Origin of the sequence: Paraburkholderia phenazinium, assembly GCF_900142845.1 — a bacterium.
In the GTDB taxonomy this organism is placed as follows: Bacteria; Pseudomonadota; Gammaproteobacteria; order Burkholderiales; family Burkholderiaceae; genus Paraburkholderia; species Paraburkholderia phenazinium_A.
Window position 1 is genome coordinate 847958 of sequence record NZ_FSRU01000001.1, and the last position, 16797, is coordinate 864754.

Annotated in this window: 17 protein-coding genes; 6 read left to right on the forward strand and 11 right to left on the reverse strand. The window is 63.5% G+C overall.

Going from position 1 to position 16797, the window contains the following annotated elements; translation table 11 throughout:
* The first annotated feature begins 18 nt into the window (after positions 1-18).
* Positions 19-1125, forward strand: coding sequence for a FecCD family ABC transporter permease (locus tag BUS12_RS03665; protein WP_083640230.1), 1107 nt, complete (start codon positions 19-21; stop codon positions 1123-1125).
* Between the two features lie 85 nt (positions 1126-1210).
* Here BUS12_RS03665 and BUS12_RS03670 read toward each other — a convergent pair whose 3' ends face one another.
* Together BUS12_RS03670 and BUS12_RS38680 are read right to left on the reverse strand one after the other, a co-directional pair.
* Positions 1211-1987, reverse strand: coding sequence for an SDR family NAD(P)-dependent oxidoreductase (locus BUS12_RS03670; protein WP_074294287.1), 777 nt, complete (start codon positions 1985-1987; stop codon positions 1211-1213).
* Positions 1957-2136 (reverse strand): hypothetical protein, encoded by a 180-nt coding sequence (locus BUS12_RS38680; protein ID WP_171991590.1) that lies wholly within the window; start codon positions 2134-2136, stop codon positions 1957-1959. Before BUS12_RS38680 ends, BUS12_RS03670 begins: the two co-directional genes overlap by 31 nt.
* A 56-nt stretch (positions 2137-2192) precedes the next feature.
* Between BUS12_RS38680 and BUS12_RS03675 the strand changes: the two genes are divergently transcribed.
* Together BUS12_RS03675 and BUS12_RS03680 are read left to right on the forward strand one after the other, a co-directional pair.
* Complete coding sequence (locus BUS12_RS03675) at positions 2193-2804, forward strand: TetR/AcrR family transcriptional regulator (RefSeq protein ID WP_074294288.1); 612 nt, start codon at positions 2193-2195, stop codon at positions 2802-2804.
* A 113-nt stretch (positions 2805-2917) separates the two neighbouring features.
* Complete coding sequence (locus BUS12_RS03680; protein WP_074294289.1) at positions 2918-3316, forward strand: PaaI family thioesterase; 399 nt, start codon at positions 2918-2920, stop codon at positions 3314-3316.
* A gap of 14 nt (positions 3317-3330) precedes the next feature.
* Here the strand turns inward: BUS12_RS03680 and BUS12_RS03685 are convergent, their stop codons facing one another.
* The 3 genes from BUS12_RS03685 to BUS12_RS03695 all read right to left on the reverse strand — a co-directional run bounded on the left by BUS12_RS03685 (position 3331) and on the right by BUS12_RS03695 (position 7684).
* Complete coding sequence (locus BUS12_RS03685; protein WP_074294290.1) at positions 3331-4506, reverse strand: porin; 1176 nt, start codon at positions 4504-4506, stop codon at positions 3331-3333.
* A 270-nt stretch (positions 4507-4776) separates the two neighbouring features.
* Positions 4777-6273, reverse strand: coding sequence for a M81 family metallopeptidase (locus BUS12_RS03690; RefSeq protein ID WP_074294291.1), 1497 nt, complete (start codon positions 6271-6273; stop codon positions 4777-4779).
* An 85-nt stretch (positions 6274-6358) separates the two neighbouring features.
* On the reverse strand, positions 6359-7684 hold the full coding sequence (locus BUS12_RS03695; RefSeq protein WP_074294292.1) for an MFS transporter: 1326 nt from the start codon (positions 7682-7684) through the stop codon (positions 6359-6361).
* A gap of 148 nt (positions 7685-7832) precedes the next feature.
* Here BUS12_RS03695 and BUS12_RS03700 point away from each other — a divergent pair, with 148 nt between their 5' ends.
* Positions 7833-8759, forward strand: coding sequence for a LysR family transcriptional regulator (locus BUS12_RS03700; RefSeq protein WP_074294293.1), 927 nt, complete (start codon positions 7833-7835; stop codon positions 8757-8759).
* A gap of 60 nt (positions 8760-8819) precedes the next feature.
* Here the strand turns inward: BUS12_RS03700 and BUS12_RS03705 are convergent, their stop codons facing one another.
* Together BUS12_RS03705 and BUS12_RS03710 are read right to left on the reverse strand one after the other, a co-directional pair.
* Positions 8820-10277, reverse strand: a complete 1458-nt coding sequence (locus tag BUS12_RS03705; protein WP_074294294.1) for an alkaline phosphatase family protein — start codon at positions 10275-10277, stop codon at positions 8820-8822.
* 85 nt (positions 10278-10362) lie between these two features.
* Complete coding sequence (locus tag BUS12_RS03710) at positions 10363-10635, reverse strand: hypothetical protein (protein ID WP_074294295.1); 273 nt, start codon at positions 10633-10635, stop codon at positions 10363-10365.
* 155 nt (positions 10636-10790) lie between these two features.
* Between BUS12_RS03710 and BUS12_RS03715 the strand changes: the two genes are divergently transcribed.
* Positions 10791-11708, forward strand: coding sequence for a CHAD domain-containing protein (locus BUS12_RS03715; protein ID WP_171991591.1), 918 nt, complete (start codon positions 10791-10793; stop codon positions 11706-11708).
* A gap of 42 nt (positions 11709-11750) precedes the next feature.
* Here BUS12_RS03715 and BUS12_RS03720 read toward each other — a convergent pair whose 3' ends face one another.
* From BUS12_RS03720 to BUS12_RS03730, 3 genes are all read right to left on the reverse strand, one after another.
* Positions 11751-11972, reverse strand: a complete 222-nt coding sequence (locus BUS12_RS03720) for a hypothetical protein (RefSeq protein ID WP_074294297.1) — start codon at positions 11970-11972, stop codon at positions 11751-11753.
* A 224-nt stretch (positions 11973-12196) separates the two neighbouring features.
* The gene (locus BUS12_RS03725) at positions 12197-13120 is read right to left on the reverse strand and encodes an NADP-dependent oxidoreductase (RefSeq protein ID WP_074294298.1); all 924 of its coding nucleotides are present in this window, start codon (positions 13118-13120) and stop codon (positions 12197-12199) included.
* Positions 13117-14184, reverse strand: a complete 1068-nt coding sequence (locus tag BUS12_RS03730; protein WP_074294299.1) for an alkene reductase — start codon at positions 14182-14184, stop codon at positions 13117-13119. The genes BUS12_RS03725 and BUS12_RS03730 overlap by 4 nt, the downstream gene beginning before the upstream one ends.
* A gap of 101 nt (positions 14185-14285) precedes the next feature.
* Between BUS12_RS03730 and BUS12_RS03735 the strand changes: the two genes are divergently transcribed.
* Complete coding sequence (locus BUS12_RS03735; protein WP_074294300.1) at positions 14286-15182, forward strand: LysR family transcriptional regulator; 897 nt, start codon at positions 14286-14288, stop codon at positions 15180-15182.
* Positions 15183-15212: 30 nt separating this feature from the next.
* Here BUS12_RS03735 and BUS12_RS03740 read toward each other — a convergent pair whose 3' ends face one another.
* Positions 15213-16697 carry a M81 family metallopeptidase gene (locus BUS12_RS03740; RefSeq protein WP_074294301.1) on the reverse strand — a complete coding sequence of 495 codons (1485 nt, stop codon included), beginning with the start codon at positions 16695-16697 and terminating at the stop codon, positions 15213-15215.
* Between the last annotated feature and the right edge of the window lie 100 nt (positions 16698-16797).

Consider the following 16797-nt stretch of genomic DNA (forward strand, 5'->3'; position numbering starts at 1 on the left):
TCACGGCGGCCCATACCGATGTCTATCCGACGCAATGACAGCGTGAGCGGAGCAGCGCACGACGGGGCGGCGCCACGACGTGCGTGGATTGCTGCGGGCGAGCGGCGTTACGGCGTGAACGTGTTGGTGGTTTGCCTGCTGGCATTGCTCGCCGTATCCGCGGTCGTGTCGATCGGCATCGGGCCGGTGCGGATCGCGCCGTCGGTGACGTGGCGGATTCTGTGCAGCCATCTGCTGGGACTGGTCACGGGACGCGAGCGCGCTGGAACATGGTCCGCCGGACAGGACAGCATCGTCTGGCTGATCCGCTTTCCGCGCATCATTCTCGGCGGACTGGTGGGGGCCGGGCTGGCGCTGGTGGGTGCGGTCCTGCAGGCCGTGACCCGCAATTCGCTGGCCGATCCTCATCTGCTCGGGGTGACCTCGGGCGCGACGCTCGGTGCCGTGACCGTCATCCTGTTTCTGGGCGAGACCATCGGCATCGCGACGCTGCCGATTGCCGCGTTTGTCGGCGCCTTGCTGGCGATGTTTGTCGTCATCGCGGTGGCCATGCGGCATGGCCGCCTCAATTCGGACCGCTTGCTGCTGTCGGGCGTCGCGGTGTCGTTCTTTGTGATGGCAATGGCGAACCTGATGCTCTTTATGGGCGACCACCGTGCTTCGTCATCCGTACTGTTCTGGATGCTCGGCGGTCTTGGCCTCGCGCGCTGGAATCTGCTCGTGATCCCTGCCGTGGTCCTCACAGGCGGATTCGTGATGCTGAGCGCAACGGCGCGTTCGTTGAACGCCGTGATGGCGGGCGATCAGACCGCGTCGACCCTGGGCATCAACGTCTCTGCGCTGCGTGTTCAGGTGTTCGTGGTGGCGTCCCTGATGACCGGCGTCATGGTCGCGATGAGCGGGTCGATCGGCTTTGTCGGCTTGATGATTCCGCATATCGCGCGCCGCTTCGTCGGCACCGATCACCGGCGCCTGTTGCCGGTGACCGCGCTGTCCGGCGCGATCTTCCTGATCTGGGTGGATGTGGCGGCCCGCACGCTCATTGCGCCCGAAGACTTGCCGATCGGCGTGGCGACGGCTGCAATTGGCGGGATCTTTTTTATCTGGTTGATGAAGCGCCGCTAAGGCTAACGCCCGAATCGCTTACGCGGATTCGGGCGCACGGCCAGCGACGGCACTGCATCAGGAAAGCGGGCCTCGGGCCCTCTCCTTATCCCTTGCGAAACAGCGGCGCGCCCCACGGTGCACCCGTCGTGCCGCCGTCGACCACGATTTCCGCCGCAGTGGTGCCCGAGGCGTCATCCGACGCGAGGAACAGCACGGCTTTGGCCACTTCTTCCGGCGTGGCGAAACGCGCGAGCGGAATGCCTGCTGCAAGCGCTTGTTCGGTCCCGTCGATGGTCGCGCCCGTTCTCGCGCCGCGCGTCCAGATCGGCGTGCGCGTGCCGCCCGGAATCACCGTGTTCACGCGGATGCCGCGCGTGACGAGTTCAGAGGCAAACACTTTTGCCATGCCGGTCACGCCTGCCTTGGTGGCGGAATAAGCTGCCGAGCCCGGCGAGCCGAGTTCGCGCATGACCGAGCCGTTCAGGACGACCGCACCGCCCGCGCTCATCAACGGCAGCGCCCCTTGGACGGTGAGGAAAACCGCGGTGAGGTTGGTGCGCAGAATCGCTTCGAACGCGGCCGCGGTCGTACCGCCGAGCGGCGTCGGACCGGAGATGCCGGCGTTGGCGAACACAATATCAAGCGACCCGTAGGTCTCTTGAATCTGCTTGAACATCGAATCGATCGCGGCCGGCTCGTCCAGATCCACAGCGATGCCGAGGGCGTTTTCACCCAGTTCGGCCACCGCGTTATCCAGCTTCGTGCGATCGCGCCCCGTCACGACGACGCGAGCGCCTTCTGCGATCAAAAGTTGTGCCGCAGCAAAGCCAATCCCGCTGTTGCCGCCCGTCACGAGCGCGGTTTTTCCAGTAAAACGCATCTTCCTTCTCCTGTGTAAAGCGCCGCGAGATCGCGTCCAAAGCCGCGCCGGCTCGCCTTGCCAGAACCTGTTACGCGGCGCTGGGCAGCCGCCGCATCCGAACCATCACGAGCATTGCCAACACTCGAAATCTGTATGTTGATCATCATGCACAATTTCAGTATTATGCTCATCATGCAGATTGTCAAGCGTCACGGAGAAGAAAATGGGCTATTCGCAGGCACAGAAGGCTGAGAGCCGGCAACGGGTGCTGGAGAATGCGTCGCGGCAGATTCGCGAGCACGGCATCGAGGCGCTCGGCGTGGCCGACTGCATGCGCAGTGCGGGGCTCACCCATGGGGCGTTCTATGGTCACTTCGCGTCGCGCGATGCCTTGATCGTGGAGGCGCTCGAGTACGCGCTCACGCAAAGCCGGGCGCGCATGGCGGCGCGCGAAAGCAAACCCGGCAAGCGGAACGAGACACCGCTGCAGTCGATTGCCGAGGCGTTCCTCGACGAGCGCCACGTCAAGAATCCCGGCAGCGGTTGTGCACTGTGTGCGCTGGCGGGCGAGGCGCGGCATGCGAACCCTGACATCCGGGCATTGTTGACGCGCTATCTGCACGAATTTACGGCACGCATTGCGCAGGCCACGTCGGGCGGCGAGGGCGAGGGCGAGGGCGCCGGCGATGGCGACGAGAAAGCGGCGCTTGGCATCGTCGCGACGATCGTCGGCGCTATTACGCTCGCTCGTGCCGTAGATGACGACGCGCTGGCCAAATCGATTCTGGCGTCGTCGCTCGCGCTGGTGATGACGCAGGACGGCGGGACGCGGTAAGAGAGGAGTGGGGCGACGGCATTTCGGGCGAGCGGGTATGCTGGTGCGGTTGAGCCACGTCTCAATCTTCCGCAACCGTCGCTAACCGCAGCGCGTTTTCAAAAGGCCCCAGCATGTCGGACCATCCCATCGACAATCCCTTCCTCGAATCTCTCGGCGTGCGCCTGACGCAATGGCGCGAGGGCTATGCGGAGCTGCGCATGTCGATCGATCCCAGCAAGCTCAACCGCCAGGGCGTATTGCAGGGCGGCGCGATCGCCACCCTGCTCGATGCCGCAGCCGGATACGCCGGGTTATACGCCGAGCCGGGGCAAGCCGCACGGCACGCGTTCACGTTGTCGCTGACAACCAACTATCTCGACAAGGGACTCGGCGAATACGTGACCGCGAAGGGCTTTCTCGAACGTCAGGGCCGCTCGATCTTCTTCTCGCGCGGCGAGGCCTGGGTGGACGACCATATCCTGATCGCCAGCGCACAAGGTACGTTCAAATATTCGAAAGGCGCGAGCTAGAAGAACTCGAACAGCTAGAACCGGTGACGCATCCCGAGCACCGCCAACGCCTGCTCGCGGCTCGTACCGTAGAAGCCTTCGTCACCCACTGAAGCCGTCGCCGGCACCAGATTGTCGAGGTTGTCGAGCGTCTGGCCGTTTGCTCTTTGGTAGACCGCGCTGAGGTAGATGTCGGTGCGCTTGGAGAGGTAGTAATCCGAGGCGAGAGAGAGCTGGTTGTAGCTTGCCGACGCGCCTTCGCCCGTCGCCTTCGTATAGCTGTAGCCGGCGGCGAGGCTCAGTGCGGAATTCAGCGCGTAATGAAGGAACCCGGAGCCGCTGTTAAATGTCAGGGTTGCGCCGGAATCGAATTGATGGAACTTCGAGTTGCTATACGCCGCACCGGCAATGAAAGGCCCGAACACATATTGACCGCCGATCCGGCCGATCTCATTCGACGTAATGTTTTCAAACTGAACGATCGGATTGTCGTAGGCCAGACCGTCAGCAGTGGTTGATGCCGTGGTGCTGGCGACGCCGTCGACCAGCGCCGTGGTGTTGTCCACCTTGCTGACGGTATAGCCGCCGGCGAGGGAGAGGCCGCCATTCGTGTATGACGCTCCGAGGCTGTAGAAGCTGCCTGCCGAAACGGAGCCGGCGATACCGTTCAGAGCAGCCATCGCCTCGAACTGAAAGCCGGCCAGTACCGGGCTCGCGTATTTGATAGAGTTGTTGATATGCAGGAGTGCGTCGTAATTATCGACGTCGCCGACGGTTGCGAAGAGCGAGCCGAAGTAGATATCTCCGGTGAGCGGTTCCAGTACGTCCGTGACGGGGTCGAATTGCCGTCCGAAGGTCAGCGTTCCGTAGTCCGTGCTGGATAGGCCCACATAAGCTTGCTCGCCGAATTCGACGCCTGACTCCGACAAGCTTCCCGTACTCGGATTGAAAGCGCTTTGCAGATTGAAGACAGCGCGCAGATTGCCGCCTAGCGCTTCCGTGCCTTTCAAGCCCCAACTGGTGGTCTGGATGTTGCTGTTGATAAATCCCACTCTGTTGGCGCTGTTGGATCCGCCGGCGTTGGTCACGAAACCCACGGCGGTATCGATGGCGCCATAGAGCGTCACGCTGCTCTGCGCATGGCTTGAGGCCGGGGCGCAGCCTATGATCAGCACAAGGCCGGACAAGACTGCGGCATTCAGTTTCTTCATGAGCGTTCTCGCTTGCGTATCGGGCTTTCAGACATCGGGATCGGTTTTATTTGCTATCCCCGGCGACCTAAAAGTAACAGCAGCGATGTATGGCTGTTCATCGGTTTGCGACGCTGATTTGCTCAACTACGACCTCGGGAAGGTCTAAGCGTCAATGCGGATTTGGAATGCGGATTTCATTGCGCTTTTCGCAATGAGGGGTAATCGAGGATTGGAATAATGCGCGTGGCCGCCGCAGCCTCCGTCTTACGACTGCGGCGGCCGGTTGTCCTAAGCGCCGAACGGCTTCCCCATCGGCCGTACGCGGATACCTTGCGTCAAGCGTGTCCACGGCAGATCTGCCGGGTCGGCGGTCATCGGACCCGGCGCCTTCGCCACCAGCACCGCATGCGCGATCGGCTCGAAGTCGGCCCGGAAATGCACGGAGCTTTTGTTGACGAGTATCTTCATCGCTTCAGGCTCGATGCCGGCCACCCGATAGAGATTGCGATCGAGCATCTGCGCCTTCGTCGAACTCACGGCAACGCGCACCCCGCCGATCGCGAGGCAGGCAACCGGTCCAAGCTCGACCTGCATGCCGTGCATCATCGGTCCGTCGTAGCGGCAGCGGCCATCGGAAAGCGCTACGACCTTGAAAGTCCCGACGAAAGGCGTATCGCCCGGCGTTCCCGAGCGCCCGCCCAACGCCAGTTCGAGCGTGGCGCCGAGGCCCACCGCGTGAGCCTGTGCCGCGGCTTCCGGGTCCCAGATCAGGCCAAGCGCCGCATCCTGGGCGCCGTTCTCGAGCAGCGCGCGTAGCATGCCGGTTGTGTTCGAGTCCGCGCCGGCTCCTGGGTTGTCCTGAGTATCGGCGATCACCACGGGTTTTTGCGCCGTCGCGCTCAGACGCATGGCTTCGGCCACGGCGGCGTCGGGCGAGAGGAACGGCACCGCCCACAGCGACTCGTCGCGCAGCATCCTGTCGTGGAGCGTGTCCACGGCGTGCCGCACCGCTGCGGCGTCCTCGCCGTAACCCCAGATCACGGGACCACATTCGGGGAAGTCGGCAGCGGGAAAACCGGGGGCGAACGACAGCGACACGACCGCGTCCTCTTCCTGCGTGCCGAGCTCGGCATACATCGAGCGCGCCGGCTCCAGCAACGTGCACATGCCATTGATCGGGATCAGGAACGGCAGACGCCGTGCCGCTTTCACCAGTGGCTTATGCCCGGCAAGCAGGCGCGCCAGCAGCCGCTCGGCACGCGCGCCGGTGTCGGCCATGTCTACGTGCGGATAGGTACGGTAGGCGACGAGCGCGTCGGCGCTGGCAAGCATGCGCTCCGTCACGTTGGCGTGCAGATCCAGCGAGGCGACCACCGGCACGGCCGCACCCACTTTGGTACGGATGCGCGCAAGCAGTTCGCCTTCGCCGTCGTCGACATGTTGCGCGACCATCGCGCCGTGCAAGTCGAGATAGATCGCATCGAAGCCGCCTGCGGCCGCCGCCGCGACGATCTCACCGGCGATGCGTTCGTAGGCGTCTTCCGTCACCTGTGCCGACGGACTGGCCGCGGTCCAGATCACCGGCATCAGCGTATGTCCGTGCTGCTCGCTCGCGCGGATAAAGCCGCCAATCGGCAGGTTGACGTCGCGCAGCGCCAGCACGGCTTCGCCGCGCATCATCGGCGGATGACCTTCACCGCGGACGAAGCTCGCATAGGTCGCCGGTGACGGCGCGAACGTATTGGTCTCGTGCTGGAAGCCAGCGATCAGGATCTTGAATGCCACTTCGTTGTCTCCATGAAGGCCGGCGCAGGCATTTGCGCCGGCGTGTGATTTGCGTAGACCTGGCGTGGGCGATGCCTGCAATGCCTCAAGCCTGGGCGGGTTGTGTGGACTGCGTGGGTGCCACAGTCCGGCGGGCGGGCAAACGGTTCGCCAGCAGCAGAATCGCGCCGAGCGCCAACAGCCCGACCATCACGTACAAGCCGGCCTGCAGGCTGCCGGTGACGGTCTTGGCCCACCCGATGATCGTCGGGCTCAGAAAGCCTCCCAGCAGGCCGATCGTATTGATCAACGCAATGCCGCCCGCAGCCACGTCGCCTTTCAGATAGTCGGACGGGATCGCCCAGAAGACCGTATAGGAGATCCACATCATCGCCGTGGCGACGGTCATGAAAATCAGCGACAGCACGAGTTGCCCGCTCGCCCACGTCGCGACAGCCAGTGCGAGCGCGCCGATCAAAGCCGGCACGGCGCTATGCCAGCGCCGCTCGCGAAAGCGATCCGAACTGCGTCCGCCGATGTACATGCCGATCACCGCCGCGATGTATGGGATCGTCGAGTAGAAGCCGATCTGCAGCGTGTCTTTCACGCCATCGGCCTTGAGGATGGTCGGCAACCAGAAGTTGACTGTGTAGATGCCGCAGATCACGCAGAAGTACGCGATCGCCATCAGGTACACGCGCGGATCGCCCGCCACCTGGCCGAACGAGTGATGCGCGGCGCCGGGCGTGGCGAGGCCGGCGTCGATCGTGCGCCGCTCGTCGGCCGACAGCCACGTCGCCGTGGCCGGACGGTCGGCGAGGAAGAACCATGCGACGACCCCCAGCAGGATGCAGGGCAAGCCTTCCACGAGAAACATCCACTGCCAGCCGGCGAGACCGAAGGCGCCCGCAAAGGCTGTCATGGTCCAGGTCGACAGCGGACCGCCCACCACGCCGCTAAGCGGTCCGGCGATCATCACCGTGGCGATGGCGCGCGCCATGCGCGCTTCGCCGTACCAGTAGGTCAGGTAAAAGATCATCCCGGGTGCGAAGCCGGCCTCGAATACCCCAAGCAGAAACCGCAGCCCGTAGAACATCGTCACGTTATGGATGAACAGCATGGAGGCCGACGTCAGCCCCCACAGCACGAGGATGCGGCTGATCGTTTTGCGGGCGCCGAGTTTTGGCAGCAAGAGATTGCTCGGGAGTTCGAACAACACGTAGCCGAGAAAGAAAATGCCCGCGCCGACGCCGTACACCGCGTCGGAGAAGCCGAGATCGCTTTGCATCTGCAGTTTCGCAAAGCCGATGTTGAGGCGGTCGAGGCAAGCGAACAGGTAGCAGATCAGCAGAAAGGGCAGCAGACGCCAGTTCAGTCTGTTGTAGAGCGCCGTGCTCTGATCGGCACTCGGATTCGACGGGATAGCGGACACGGACGATCTCCAGATGAGGGTTGGCAGACGGGCAGTGCGTGACCGAACGATAGTCGGCAGCCAATAACGGGCAAGCAAGAGCAACTAAAGTGAAGTAATGTTGCCCGTTGGGCAACACGCTCCAGCGGCCAGACAAAGGACCCAGACGATGCGAGAGATCAACCAGCGCCGGCTGCGCTATTTCCATGAAGTGCTGTCCCACGGCTCGATCCGCGGGGCGGCGGACAAGCTGAATACGGCAGCCTCGGTCATTACGCGGCAGATCCGGCTGCTGGAGGAGGAGATCGGCGCGCCGCTATTCGAGCGGCGTGCCCGTGGCGTGGCGCCGACTGAGGCGGCGCTGCATCTGGTCGAATTCTGGCGCGGCTGCCAGGCGCAACAGGAACAGTTCGAGCAGCGGTTGCAAGCGCTGCAGGGATTGCAGCAGGGCCACGTGAGGCTGGCGATTAGCGAAGGCTATATCGACGGTCTGATGGACGAGGTGCTGACCGATTTTTGCACGCAGTATCCGCGACTCGATATCAGCGTCGATGCGTTACCCGTCAACGACGTGGTCGGCGAAGTGGTGGAAGGACGCGCGCACATTGGGCTGGCTTATAACCCGCCGTCGCATCCGCACATCGAGTATCGCGCGACCTCGTCGCAGCCCGTCGTATTGCTGGTGCGTGCCGGCCATCCGCTGACGGCGCGCAGCGGACCGCTTGCTGTCGGCGACATGCTGCCGTATCCGCTCGCGCTGATGCCGGCGGCCTTCGGGCTCGGCCAGGTCGTGCAGATGCTCGCGTTTGCCGAAAACATCCAGATCCGGCCCACGGTCCTCACCAACTCGGTGGCCTTACTCCGGCGCTTCGTGAAGAAAGGGGACGGCGCGACGCTGATAGGGCGGTTTGCGGCCATGCATGAGATCGCGTCCGGTGAGCTGGTCGCGCTGGAGATCGATCATCCGCTGTTCGCCTCGGCGAAGGCGCGTGTGCTGGTTCGGGCAGGGCGGCCATTGGCCGCCGCTGCGGATGAGCTGCTTCGCTGGATGGTGGGGCGGATGTCCATGTTTAACACCCCAGGCGGATCGCAGTAGCAAGAGCCGTAGCCTTAGCCGCCACAGCCATGCTGATTGCGACCGCTCCGGCCGCTCGTTTCAACCGTGCGGATCCGCCGCAGCCGCCGTCTTGCGGCTCGCAAGCCACGCCTTCGTACGCGAGGCAATGTAATCGGCGTACTCGGCATTGGTCGTCAAGGCCGGCATCTGATGATACGTGCCACCCTTTGCATCGGGCACCGGCAAGCGCGACACCAGTTCCGCGTGGACCTGTTGCAGATGCGACGGCTGCTGGACTGCCGCAGCGCTGCTGCCGGTCGATTTCAGCACGCTCACGGAGGCCAGCGGATCGTCGCTACGCGGCGTCGTGAGAGTCAGCACATCGCCCACGTCGGGCGCGGCGGCGTCGCGGGCCGTGAGGGCGGGCAGACCCCAACGCGTTTCGACCGTCTTCAGGATGGAGGTGTGATCGAGCGGCATGGTGCCTTCCGCAACGCGGAACACCGTGCCTGGCGCGATCAGCGGCGAAATCAGCACGGTCGGCACACGCAGGCCGAAACGCGTGAAGTCGAAGCCGTATTCGCCCGCCGAGTTGTCCGGCGGCACGGCGCCCGACGGCGGGGCAACATGGTCGTAGCAGCCGCCATGCTCGTCGTACGTGACGATCAGCAGGGTCTTGTTCCACTGCGCTTCGTTGCTGCGCAAGGCGTAGTAGACATCGTGGATCAACTGCTCGCCCAGCGCGACGTCGTAGTTGGGATGCTGGCTGTTGCCGGCGGCGTCCCAACTCGGTTCGAGAAACGTATAGGCCGGCAGCGTGCCGTTTTGTGCCGCGCTCTGGAAGTCGGTGAAGAGACCGAAGTGATCGTCGGACGCGTTCGTCGTGTCCGGGAAGTTCATCCGCGTGAGCGGCGGCTGATTGTATCCGTAGATGACCCAGCTCTGATTGTGCTGCGACAGCAAGCCGAAGATGCTCGGCGAGGTATAGGTCTTGGTGTTGTCGTCCATGTGCCCCTGGCTCGTCGCCGCGCACACGAACGCGCGATTCGGCAAGGTCTCGGTCGGCACCGAACTGAACCACTGGTCGCAGACGGCGTAGCCGCGCGCGAGTCCAGAAAGCACCGGTAGCATGGCCGGTGTGTACATACCCATGATGTCCGAGGCAACGGTGCCCGGCAGCACCGACCAACTGGGTTTCTTCGATTCCCAGCCGAGCGTGTACACATAGTCGCTCACGAAGCCCTGGTTGGTGGCGACCGGCGGCGTGGGCGCCTTCACCGTGCCGAACAACTGCGAATTCGTTGCGCTATAGCCTTCGCCCGGATCGGCGCCGGGTTGGAAATATGCGTTGCTGTCGCTTGCCTGGATCGCGTACACCTTCACGGCTTCGCCATTCGCAGCGGGGTTGGATTCGTTGCCGGTCAGTCCGTCGAAAGCCTGACCTGCAGGCGACTTATTCTGTTGGTCCGTGTAGAGGAAACCCAGCATGTGGTCGAACGATCGGTTCTCCAACATCAGGACGACAACATGCTCAATCGCGGCAAGCTGGTTAGCCATAGACACTCCCTCGTTGATCTCGTTTCGAAGCCCGATATGCATTGCACCGCGCCGAGCGCTCGCTCAGGCACGGTCCAACGCGCCTTTACGCATGCATGCGTTCCGAGGCTTCGACCGCGACACGGGCTGCAGGTTCGGCGCACCGTTCCTTACGTTTTGCGAGGCCAAAGCGCCTCACGAGTTCGTGACCTTTTGATGTCACGCGGTAATGCGCATGGCCGGATTCCGCGGCTACGACTTCGACCAGGTGCGCATGCTCAAGCGGCAGGACGTCGAGGTCGGGCAGCGCAAGGCGTTCCGGCGAGTGGTACAGCACGAATAGAGTGGCAATCTCGTGGTGACTGAGAAGGGTGGTCATGGGGGGCACCAGGTGCGGGTAAAGCTGCGGACAAAGCGGGGCAGCACGCAGGATTGCGAGGGCCGAATGAAACGGTGCTTTTGATGGTTTCGACTTTACCCAGGTATCGTGACAATATCCTTATCGCGGCATCTTTTCACAAGGCGCACCCCACCATGAGTTTCCGTCCCGGTGTAGCTGAAAGCTCAGAGACAGCCGCGCCGTCCCCAACGTCGGCCCAAGCGCGGGCTGGACTCATCGCCCCTTCGACGAGCGTGGTGGATGCGTTTGCGCTGCTTGCCACGTCGATTGCCGGAGAGGCCGTGGAGCGGGTGCGTAAGCTCGATGGCGGCGGCGCCCCCGAGGATCTGCACAAGCTGCGCGTGGCGCTGCGCCGGTTGCGCACGCTCTGGTGGGCGTACCAACCGCTGCTCGACAAAAAAGATGCGAAGCTGCAACGCCGCGAATTCAAGGCGCTCGCCGACGCAGCCGGCCGGACGAGGGACTGGGATGTCCTGCACGACCTGATCGCCGCGGCCAATCCGTCGAATCAGCACGACGCATTGGCCTTGCTGATCAACGCGATCGACGAACACCGTGCCGAGGCGCTGTCGTTCAGCCTGAAGGCCATCGGCAATGCGGGCGTCGAACGGATACTTGAGCAGGCCTTGACGAGCGCGCGTCAGCAACTCGATTTGCAAGGTGCCGGTCGGCCCATTGCAAGCTTCGCCGAAGAGCGTGTGCAAGCGGCCGAGCAGGCTCTGAAAAAGCGTGTCAGGCGAGCGGTATCGGCGCAGGCCTCAGACTATGCGGCGCTTCACGAGGTGCGGATCGCGGGGAAAAAACTGCGCTACCTGCTGCAGTTCTTTGCGCCGGTTCTGGGTGGCGGTCATCAGGCTGTCATCGAACGTCTCACGGTGGTGCAAGACGAACTCGGAACCTTGAATGATCTGGTGACGAGCGAAGCGTTGCTTCGCGAATATGCATTTCAACTGGGTGAGGCGAAGCGGGTGAAGCAGGCAATCGCGCATCTGCAAAGCGAAACTGCGCACCATATGCACCACGTTCACGAGGTATTGCGAACGGCCGGCTGAGAGTTGAACCCGGCGCCCATAGCCATCGCACGGCCGCCACCTCTACGCGAATTCCGATCGGCGCAGCCCCGCGCCATGTTGCCAGTCGTTAGCGGCCCGTTCCCCTTCGGCGCGTGCCTGTGCCTGCGAGGCAAACATGTCCTCGCTGTATGCCACCACTTTCTTGCCCGTGCCGTGCTGCCGTTCGGTTGTGAGAGCCCAATGCCAGCCACCATCCTGTTCAAACACGTGAAGCGTCAAATCAGATGAGCGCGGATATGTCATCTATGCCTCCGCAGTTAGGGGGCCCGATGGGCAATAAGGCCCCAGGCTCCGCTGAACTCAGCATAGGCGTATAAATGCTGCGTCGCAACATTAATTTTTAGTGACATCCGCCTAATGGGGTGGGACACCGCTCGTCATTGGGCGAGCGAAAGTCCATAGATTTATTTCGGATAACGAATTGAAATCGATCTATGGACTCCCTGCTGCGTGTTCAACCATGTCAATTAGCGGAACTGGACGACCGTTTTGCCGCGCCCATGTCCGGTCTTGTTGCGCTCGATTGCCTCAGCCGCTTCGGTCGGGGCGACGATCTCGGAGACTTCAGCTTTCAAATCACCTCGTGCCACGTCCAAGGCGATTGTCGCGAGCTGTCCGGCGTCGGCACGCATCTGAAACCACACACCGCGTTTGCCCGCCGGCGTTTGCGTCGCAATCTCCGGCGCGGCCGTGCTGACGACCTTGCCGTCCGCCGCGACGATTTGCCAGGACTTCGCGAGTGCTTCGCCGCCCACCAGATCGAGCACGAGGTCCACATGCTTCGCGACGTCCCAGAAGGACTCGGTGCGGTAGTCGATGACTTCGTCCGCGCCCAGTTCGCGCAGATAGCCGGCATGGATACCTCGCGCGGTGGCGATGACCCGCGCGCCGGCGCGCCGCGCGAACTGAACGGCGAAACTGCCCACGCCGCCTGCCGCTCCGTGAATCAGCACGGTCTGCCCGCGCTTCAGCTCACCCGCTTCGAACAAGGCTTGCCATGCGGTCAGCGCGGCGACCGGAGTCGCTGCGGCAACCGTATCGCTCAAACCGGCGGGAATCCCCGTGAGTTTGTCGGCCGCAAGTGCGACGTGATCGGCATAGGCGCCGATGCCGCCCAATGCACCCATCACGCGGTCGCCGACGGCAAAGCCCGTGACGCCGGCGCCTGTTGCGACCACTTCGCCTGCGAGCTCGATGCCCAAGGTGGCCGGAAGCGGCAACCGGAAAACGTCCTGCAGGATTCCGTCGCGAATCTTCCAGTCCAGTCCGTTGACGCCGGCCGCGTGCACACGGACCAGCACTTCGCCGGATGCGGCGTGCGGGGTGTCGATCTGATCGATCGAGACGGCATGGGCGCCGCCATAAGCGTGAATACGAAGGGCGCGGTTCATTGTGCATTCTCCAGAGTGGGATAGTCGATGTAGCCTTCCGGGCCGGCCGAGTAGAACGTATCGCGCTCAGGCGTGTTGAACGCCGCGTTCGCGAGGAATCGCTGCGACAGATCCGGGTTGGCGAGGTACAGACTGCCGAATACGGTTGCATCCGCGCCGCCGTCCGCGACGAGCGCCTGGGCGCTCGCCTGGTCGAGACCGCCGCCGGCCAGCAACGGGCCGTCGAACAAGGGCCGCAAGAGGGCGCGGTAGTTGAACGCGCTTCTGGTGCGGGCGACGTGCAGATAAGCCAGCTTGAGCGGCGAGATGCGCTGCACCAGGTATTGATAGGTCTCTTGCGGTGTGGCGTCGCTCGCGCTGTTGAAGCCCATCTCCGGCGCGATCTTGATGCCGACGCGATCGCTGCCCGCTTCTTCCGTCATGGCCGTCAACACGTCGAGCACGAAGCGCGCGCGGTTTTCAAGCGAGCCGCCGTAGCGGTCGGTCCGCTGATTGCTCCCGGAAGACAGGAACTGTTCCGGCAGATAACCGGAGGCGGCATGCAGTTCGACGCCGTCAAAGCCGGCTTCCAGAGCGTGTCGTGTGGCGAGCCGGTATTCCTCGACGATGCCGGGAATCTCCTGCGTTTCCAGCGCGCGCGGCACGACGAAGTCCTGCGGGCCGGCGGCTGTGAAAACCTTGCCTTCCGCGGCAATCGCCGAAGGCGCGACGGGCGTCGCATGATCCGGCAGCATGCTCGGATGCGAGATGCGTCCGGTATGCATCAACTGCAGGAAGATGAGGCCGCCCTTTGCATGCACGGCAGCGGTAATGCGCTTCCATGCTTCGATCTGCGCCGCGGAATGGATGCCGGGGGTACGCACATAGCCCTTGCCCATCGGCGAGGGGAAGGTGCCTTCGGTCACGATCAGGCCAGCCTCGGCGCGCTGGGCGTAGTACTGCTCGGCGAGGGAGGAGGGCACGCCGGTGGCGTCGTCGGCCCGCGAACGGGTCATCGGCGCCATGACGAGGCGATTGCGCAGGGCATAGCGTCCGAGGCGGGTGCTTGTGTAGAGGGCGTTCATGTCGGTTCCTTTGGTGAGGGTGTAACGACAGGATGGACTGATCCATCTGAGAGATAAAGGCCTATAATTGAATGCAGTGATCCATCAGTGGAGCAATCGACGTGGAATTGTTGAGCTACATGCGCCTGTTTGTCGAAGTGGCGCGGACCCGGAGCTTTCGTCGGGCGGCCGAGGCGCTGGACATGCCGAATTCGACGCTGTCGCGGCATATTGCGGAGCTGGAGAAGACCATCGGGCTGCGGCTGCTGCACCGGTCTACCCGCAAGGTCGAGCTGACCGAGGCGGGGGATGTGTATTTCAAGCGCTGCCAGAGCATTGTTGAGGAGGCGCGGATTGCTCATGAATCGCTGCTGGACGTGGTCGAACGTCCGAGCGGCACGTTGCGCGTATCGATGCCGGCCGATCTCGCCACCGGCTACCTCGCGCCGATTCTGGCCGATTTCGCCACGACCTATCCGCTGATTGCTTTCGAATTCGACCTGACGCCGCGGCGCATCGATCTGCAGGCGGATCCCTTCGATCTCGCGCTGCGCATCGGTCCGCCGCCTACCGCGCCTTCCATGCTGGTGGCGCGGCAGATTGCGCTGCTGCCGCGCTATCTGTATGCGGCGCCTGGCTATCTGAAGAAGGCGCCGCCGCTGACCGTTCCCGACGATCTACGCCATCACGTCATGTGTATTGCACAGGGGACGCTCAGGCAGGGCGATGTGGTGCGAACGCTTTACCGCGGCGACGAATCCGTCGAGGTGACGACGCCCACGCGCTTTGCGATGAACAGCGTCGGGCTGACCCGTTCGCTGGCGGCGCACGGGGTCGGCATCGCGGCGATGGATACCGAACTCGCACGAGACGATGTGGACTTGGGTCGGCTGGTTCGCGTTCTGCCGGAATGGAGCCTGTCGCCCGTTCAGGTGCACGCGATTACGGAGACCCGCTTGTTGCCGGCGAGGACGCGGTTGTTTATCGAGTTTTTGAAGGCGCGCCTCGGTAACGCCTGATGGCGGTTCATGGCGAGGCTTGCATGGTGCTCAGGCTTTCCACTCCGTTCCCGCATCCAACGGATAAACCGGCCGCTCCACATGTTCGAACCTGAAAAGACCATAGTCCGAACTCGTCACGCCGCGGCTATCGCATTCCACCAGTGCCGCGGCGATCGGCACAAACACCGGCCGGCAATACATGCGTGACTTGAGCAGCAGAAAGCGGGCGCGTCTCGGATCGACGCCCACGCTTTCGAACACCCCTAAGTCCCACGGCTCATGCGTGCGCTCCGTCACGACGAGCGTGGCGGCTCCGATATCGAGCACGGCGGCGCGGCCCATGAAGGCGCGTTGTCCGGTATAGGTAGGACCGCTAATGGTGTACTCGCCGTCGGTCAGTGCGTGAATCACGCCGGTCACCGTGAGTGGCCGTTGCGGTTTGACGGCTTCGCTGGCCAGCTTGTTCCCGACCGCGAGCGTGACAGTCGCCCCCGCTCCCGCAGCATGCATGGCAGCCACCGCCTCAGGATCGCACAGCGGCCCGCTCACCACGCCTTCGAGTCCTTGCTTCAGCACCTCTTCAAGCAGATCCATCGTGTCGCATGTGCCGCCCGACATGCAGTTGTCGCCGTGATCGAGCAGCAGCACCGGCTTGTCGGCACCATGAGCGAGCTTGGCCGCCTGCGCCACGGAGTCCGCTAACGGCGCGCTGCGATAGAAGAAGTCGTCGCGCTCGTCCCAGATCTGCTGCGCGATGCGTTGCGCGACCGCATCCGCTGCGGCGCGATCGCCGTCGCCCACCACCACGACGCTGATGCAGGGCGCGGCGATATCCGCGAGCGAGAAACCCGACAGCACCGACACCGCCAGCATCCCCTCCGCTTCAGCCGCGCGGGCCGCATCGACCGCGCGTTTCATCGCGCCTTCGGCGGTCGCACTACGCAGCGTATGCGTGAGCAGCGGCGGTTGCCGCCAGGCGATCACGGGCCGGGCTCGCCGGTGAATCAGGTCGAACAGCAGACGCGCGGCGTGCGCGCCGGTTTCGTACATGTCGACATGCGGATAGGTCTTGAAGCTGACGATCACGTCGGCATGGTCGATCATCTTCTGCGTGACGTTGCCGTGCAGATCGAGTGCCACGGCGATGGGCGCATTGGGCAACACGGCACGCACGCGGGCCAGCAAATCGCCTTCGCCGTCGTTCGAATTTTCCGCGACCATCGCGCCGTGCAGATCGAGCAGCACGGCATCGCAACCGGCCGCGGCGTTGACGATCGCATTGCAGATCGCGTCGTAGGCCGCCGCGGCGACGGGGCCGCTCGGGTTGGCCGACGCCGAAACCGGCGTCACGATCTGCGCATGCTCGCGTTCGGCGGCATCGATAAACGCGGCCATTGCAGTCTGCATGCCCTTGTTCTCGCGCCATGCGGCTTCGCCGTAGCTTGGGCCGTGACGGCCGAAGGCTTCGAGCGGCGTCGCGACGGGCGAGAAAGTGTTGGTTTCGTGATTCATCCGCGCGATCAGGAGCTTCATACGCATGCTCCTTCTACGCCTTGCGCGTCACGCAACGTGAGTGATGACGATGGAAACACGGCGCCGCAGCCCGGCGCATCCACGTTCGAATCATGAGCTT

What these genes read in the sequence shown, in the direction of transcription:
- BUS12_RS03665 (WP_083640230.1), top strand. Translation starts at nt 19, where the DNA reads ATGTCTATCCGACGCAATGACAGCGTGAGCGGAGCAGCGCACGACGGG.
- BUS12_RS03700 (WP_074294293.1), top strand. Translation starts at nt 7,833, where the DNA reads ATGCGAGAGATCAACCAGCGCCGGCTGCGCTATTTCCATGAAGTGCTG.
- BUS12_RS03740 (WP_074294301.1), bottom strand. Translation starts at nt 16,697, where the DNA reads ATGAAGCTCCTGATCGCGCGGATGAATCACGAAACCAACACTTTCTCG.
- BUS12_RS03730 (WP_074294299.1), bottom strand. Translation starts at nt 14,184, where the DNA reads ATGAACGCCCTCTACACAAGCACCCGCCTCGGACGCTATGCCCTGCGC.
- BUS12_RS03710 (WP_074294295.1), bottom strand. Translation starts at nt 10,635, where the DNA reads ATGACCACCCTTCTCAGTCACCACGAGATTGCCACTCTATTCGTGCTG.
- BUS12_RS38680 (WP_171991590.1), bottom strand. Translation starts at nt 2,136, where the DNA reads ATGATGATCAACATACAGATTTCGAGTGTTGGCAATGCTCGTGATGGT.
- BUS12_RS03685 (WP_074294290.1), bottom strand. Translation starts at nt 4,506, where the DNA reads ATGAAGAAACTGAATGCCGCAGTCTTGTCCGGCCTTGTGCTGATCATA.
- BUS12_RS03670 (WP_074294287.1), bottom strand. Translation starts at nt 1,987, where the DNA reads ATGCGTTTTACTGGAAAAACCGCGCTCGTGACGGGCGGCAACAGCGGG.
- BUS12_RS03720 (WP_074294297.1), bottom strand. Translation starts at nt 11,972, where the DNA reads ATGACATATCCGCGCTCATCTGATTTGACGCTTCACGTGTTTGAACAG.
- BUS12_RS03705 (WP_074294294.1), bottom strand. Translation starts at nt 10,277, where the DNA reads ATGGCTAACCAGCTTGCCGCGATTGAGCATGTTGTCGTCCTGATGTTG.
- BUS12_RS03680 (WP_074294289.1), top strand. Translation starts at nt 2,918, where the DNA reads ATGTCGGACCATCCCATCGACAATCCCTTCCTCGAATCTCTCGGCGTG.
- BUS12_RS03675 (WP_074294288.1), top strand. Translation starts at nt 2,193, where the DNA reads ATGGGCTATTCGCAGGCACAGAAGGCTGAGAGCCGGCAACGGGTGCTG.
- BUS12_RS03715 (WP_171991591.1), top strand. Translation starts at nt 10,791, where the DNA reads ATGAGTTTCCGTCCCGGTGTAGCTGAAAGCTCAGAGACAGCCGCGCCG.
- BUS12_RS03725 (WP_074294298.1), bottom strand. Translation starts at nt 13,120, where the DNA reads ATGAACCGCGCCCTTCGTATTCACGCTTATGGCGGCGCCCATGCCGTC.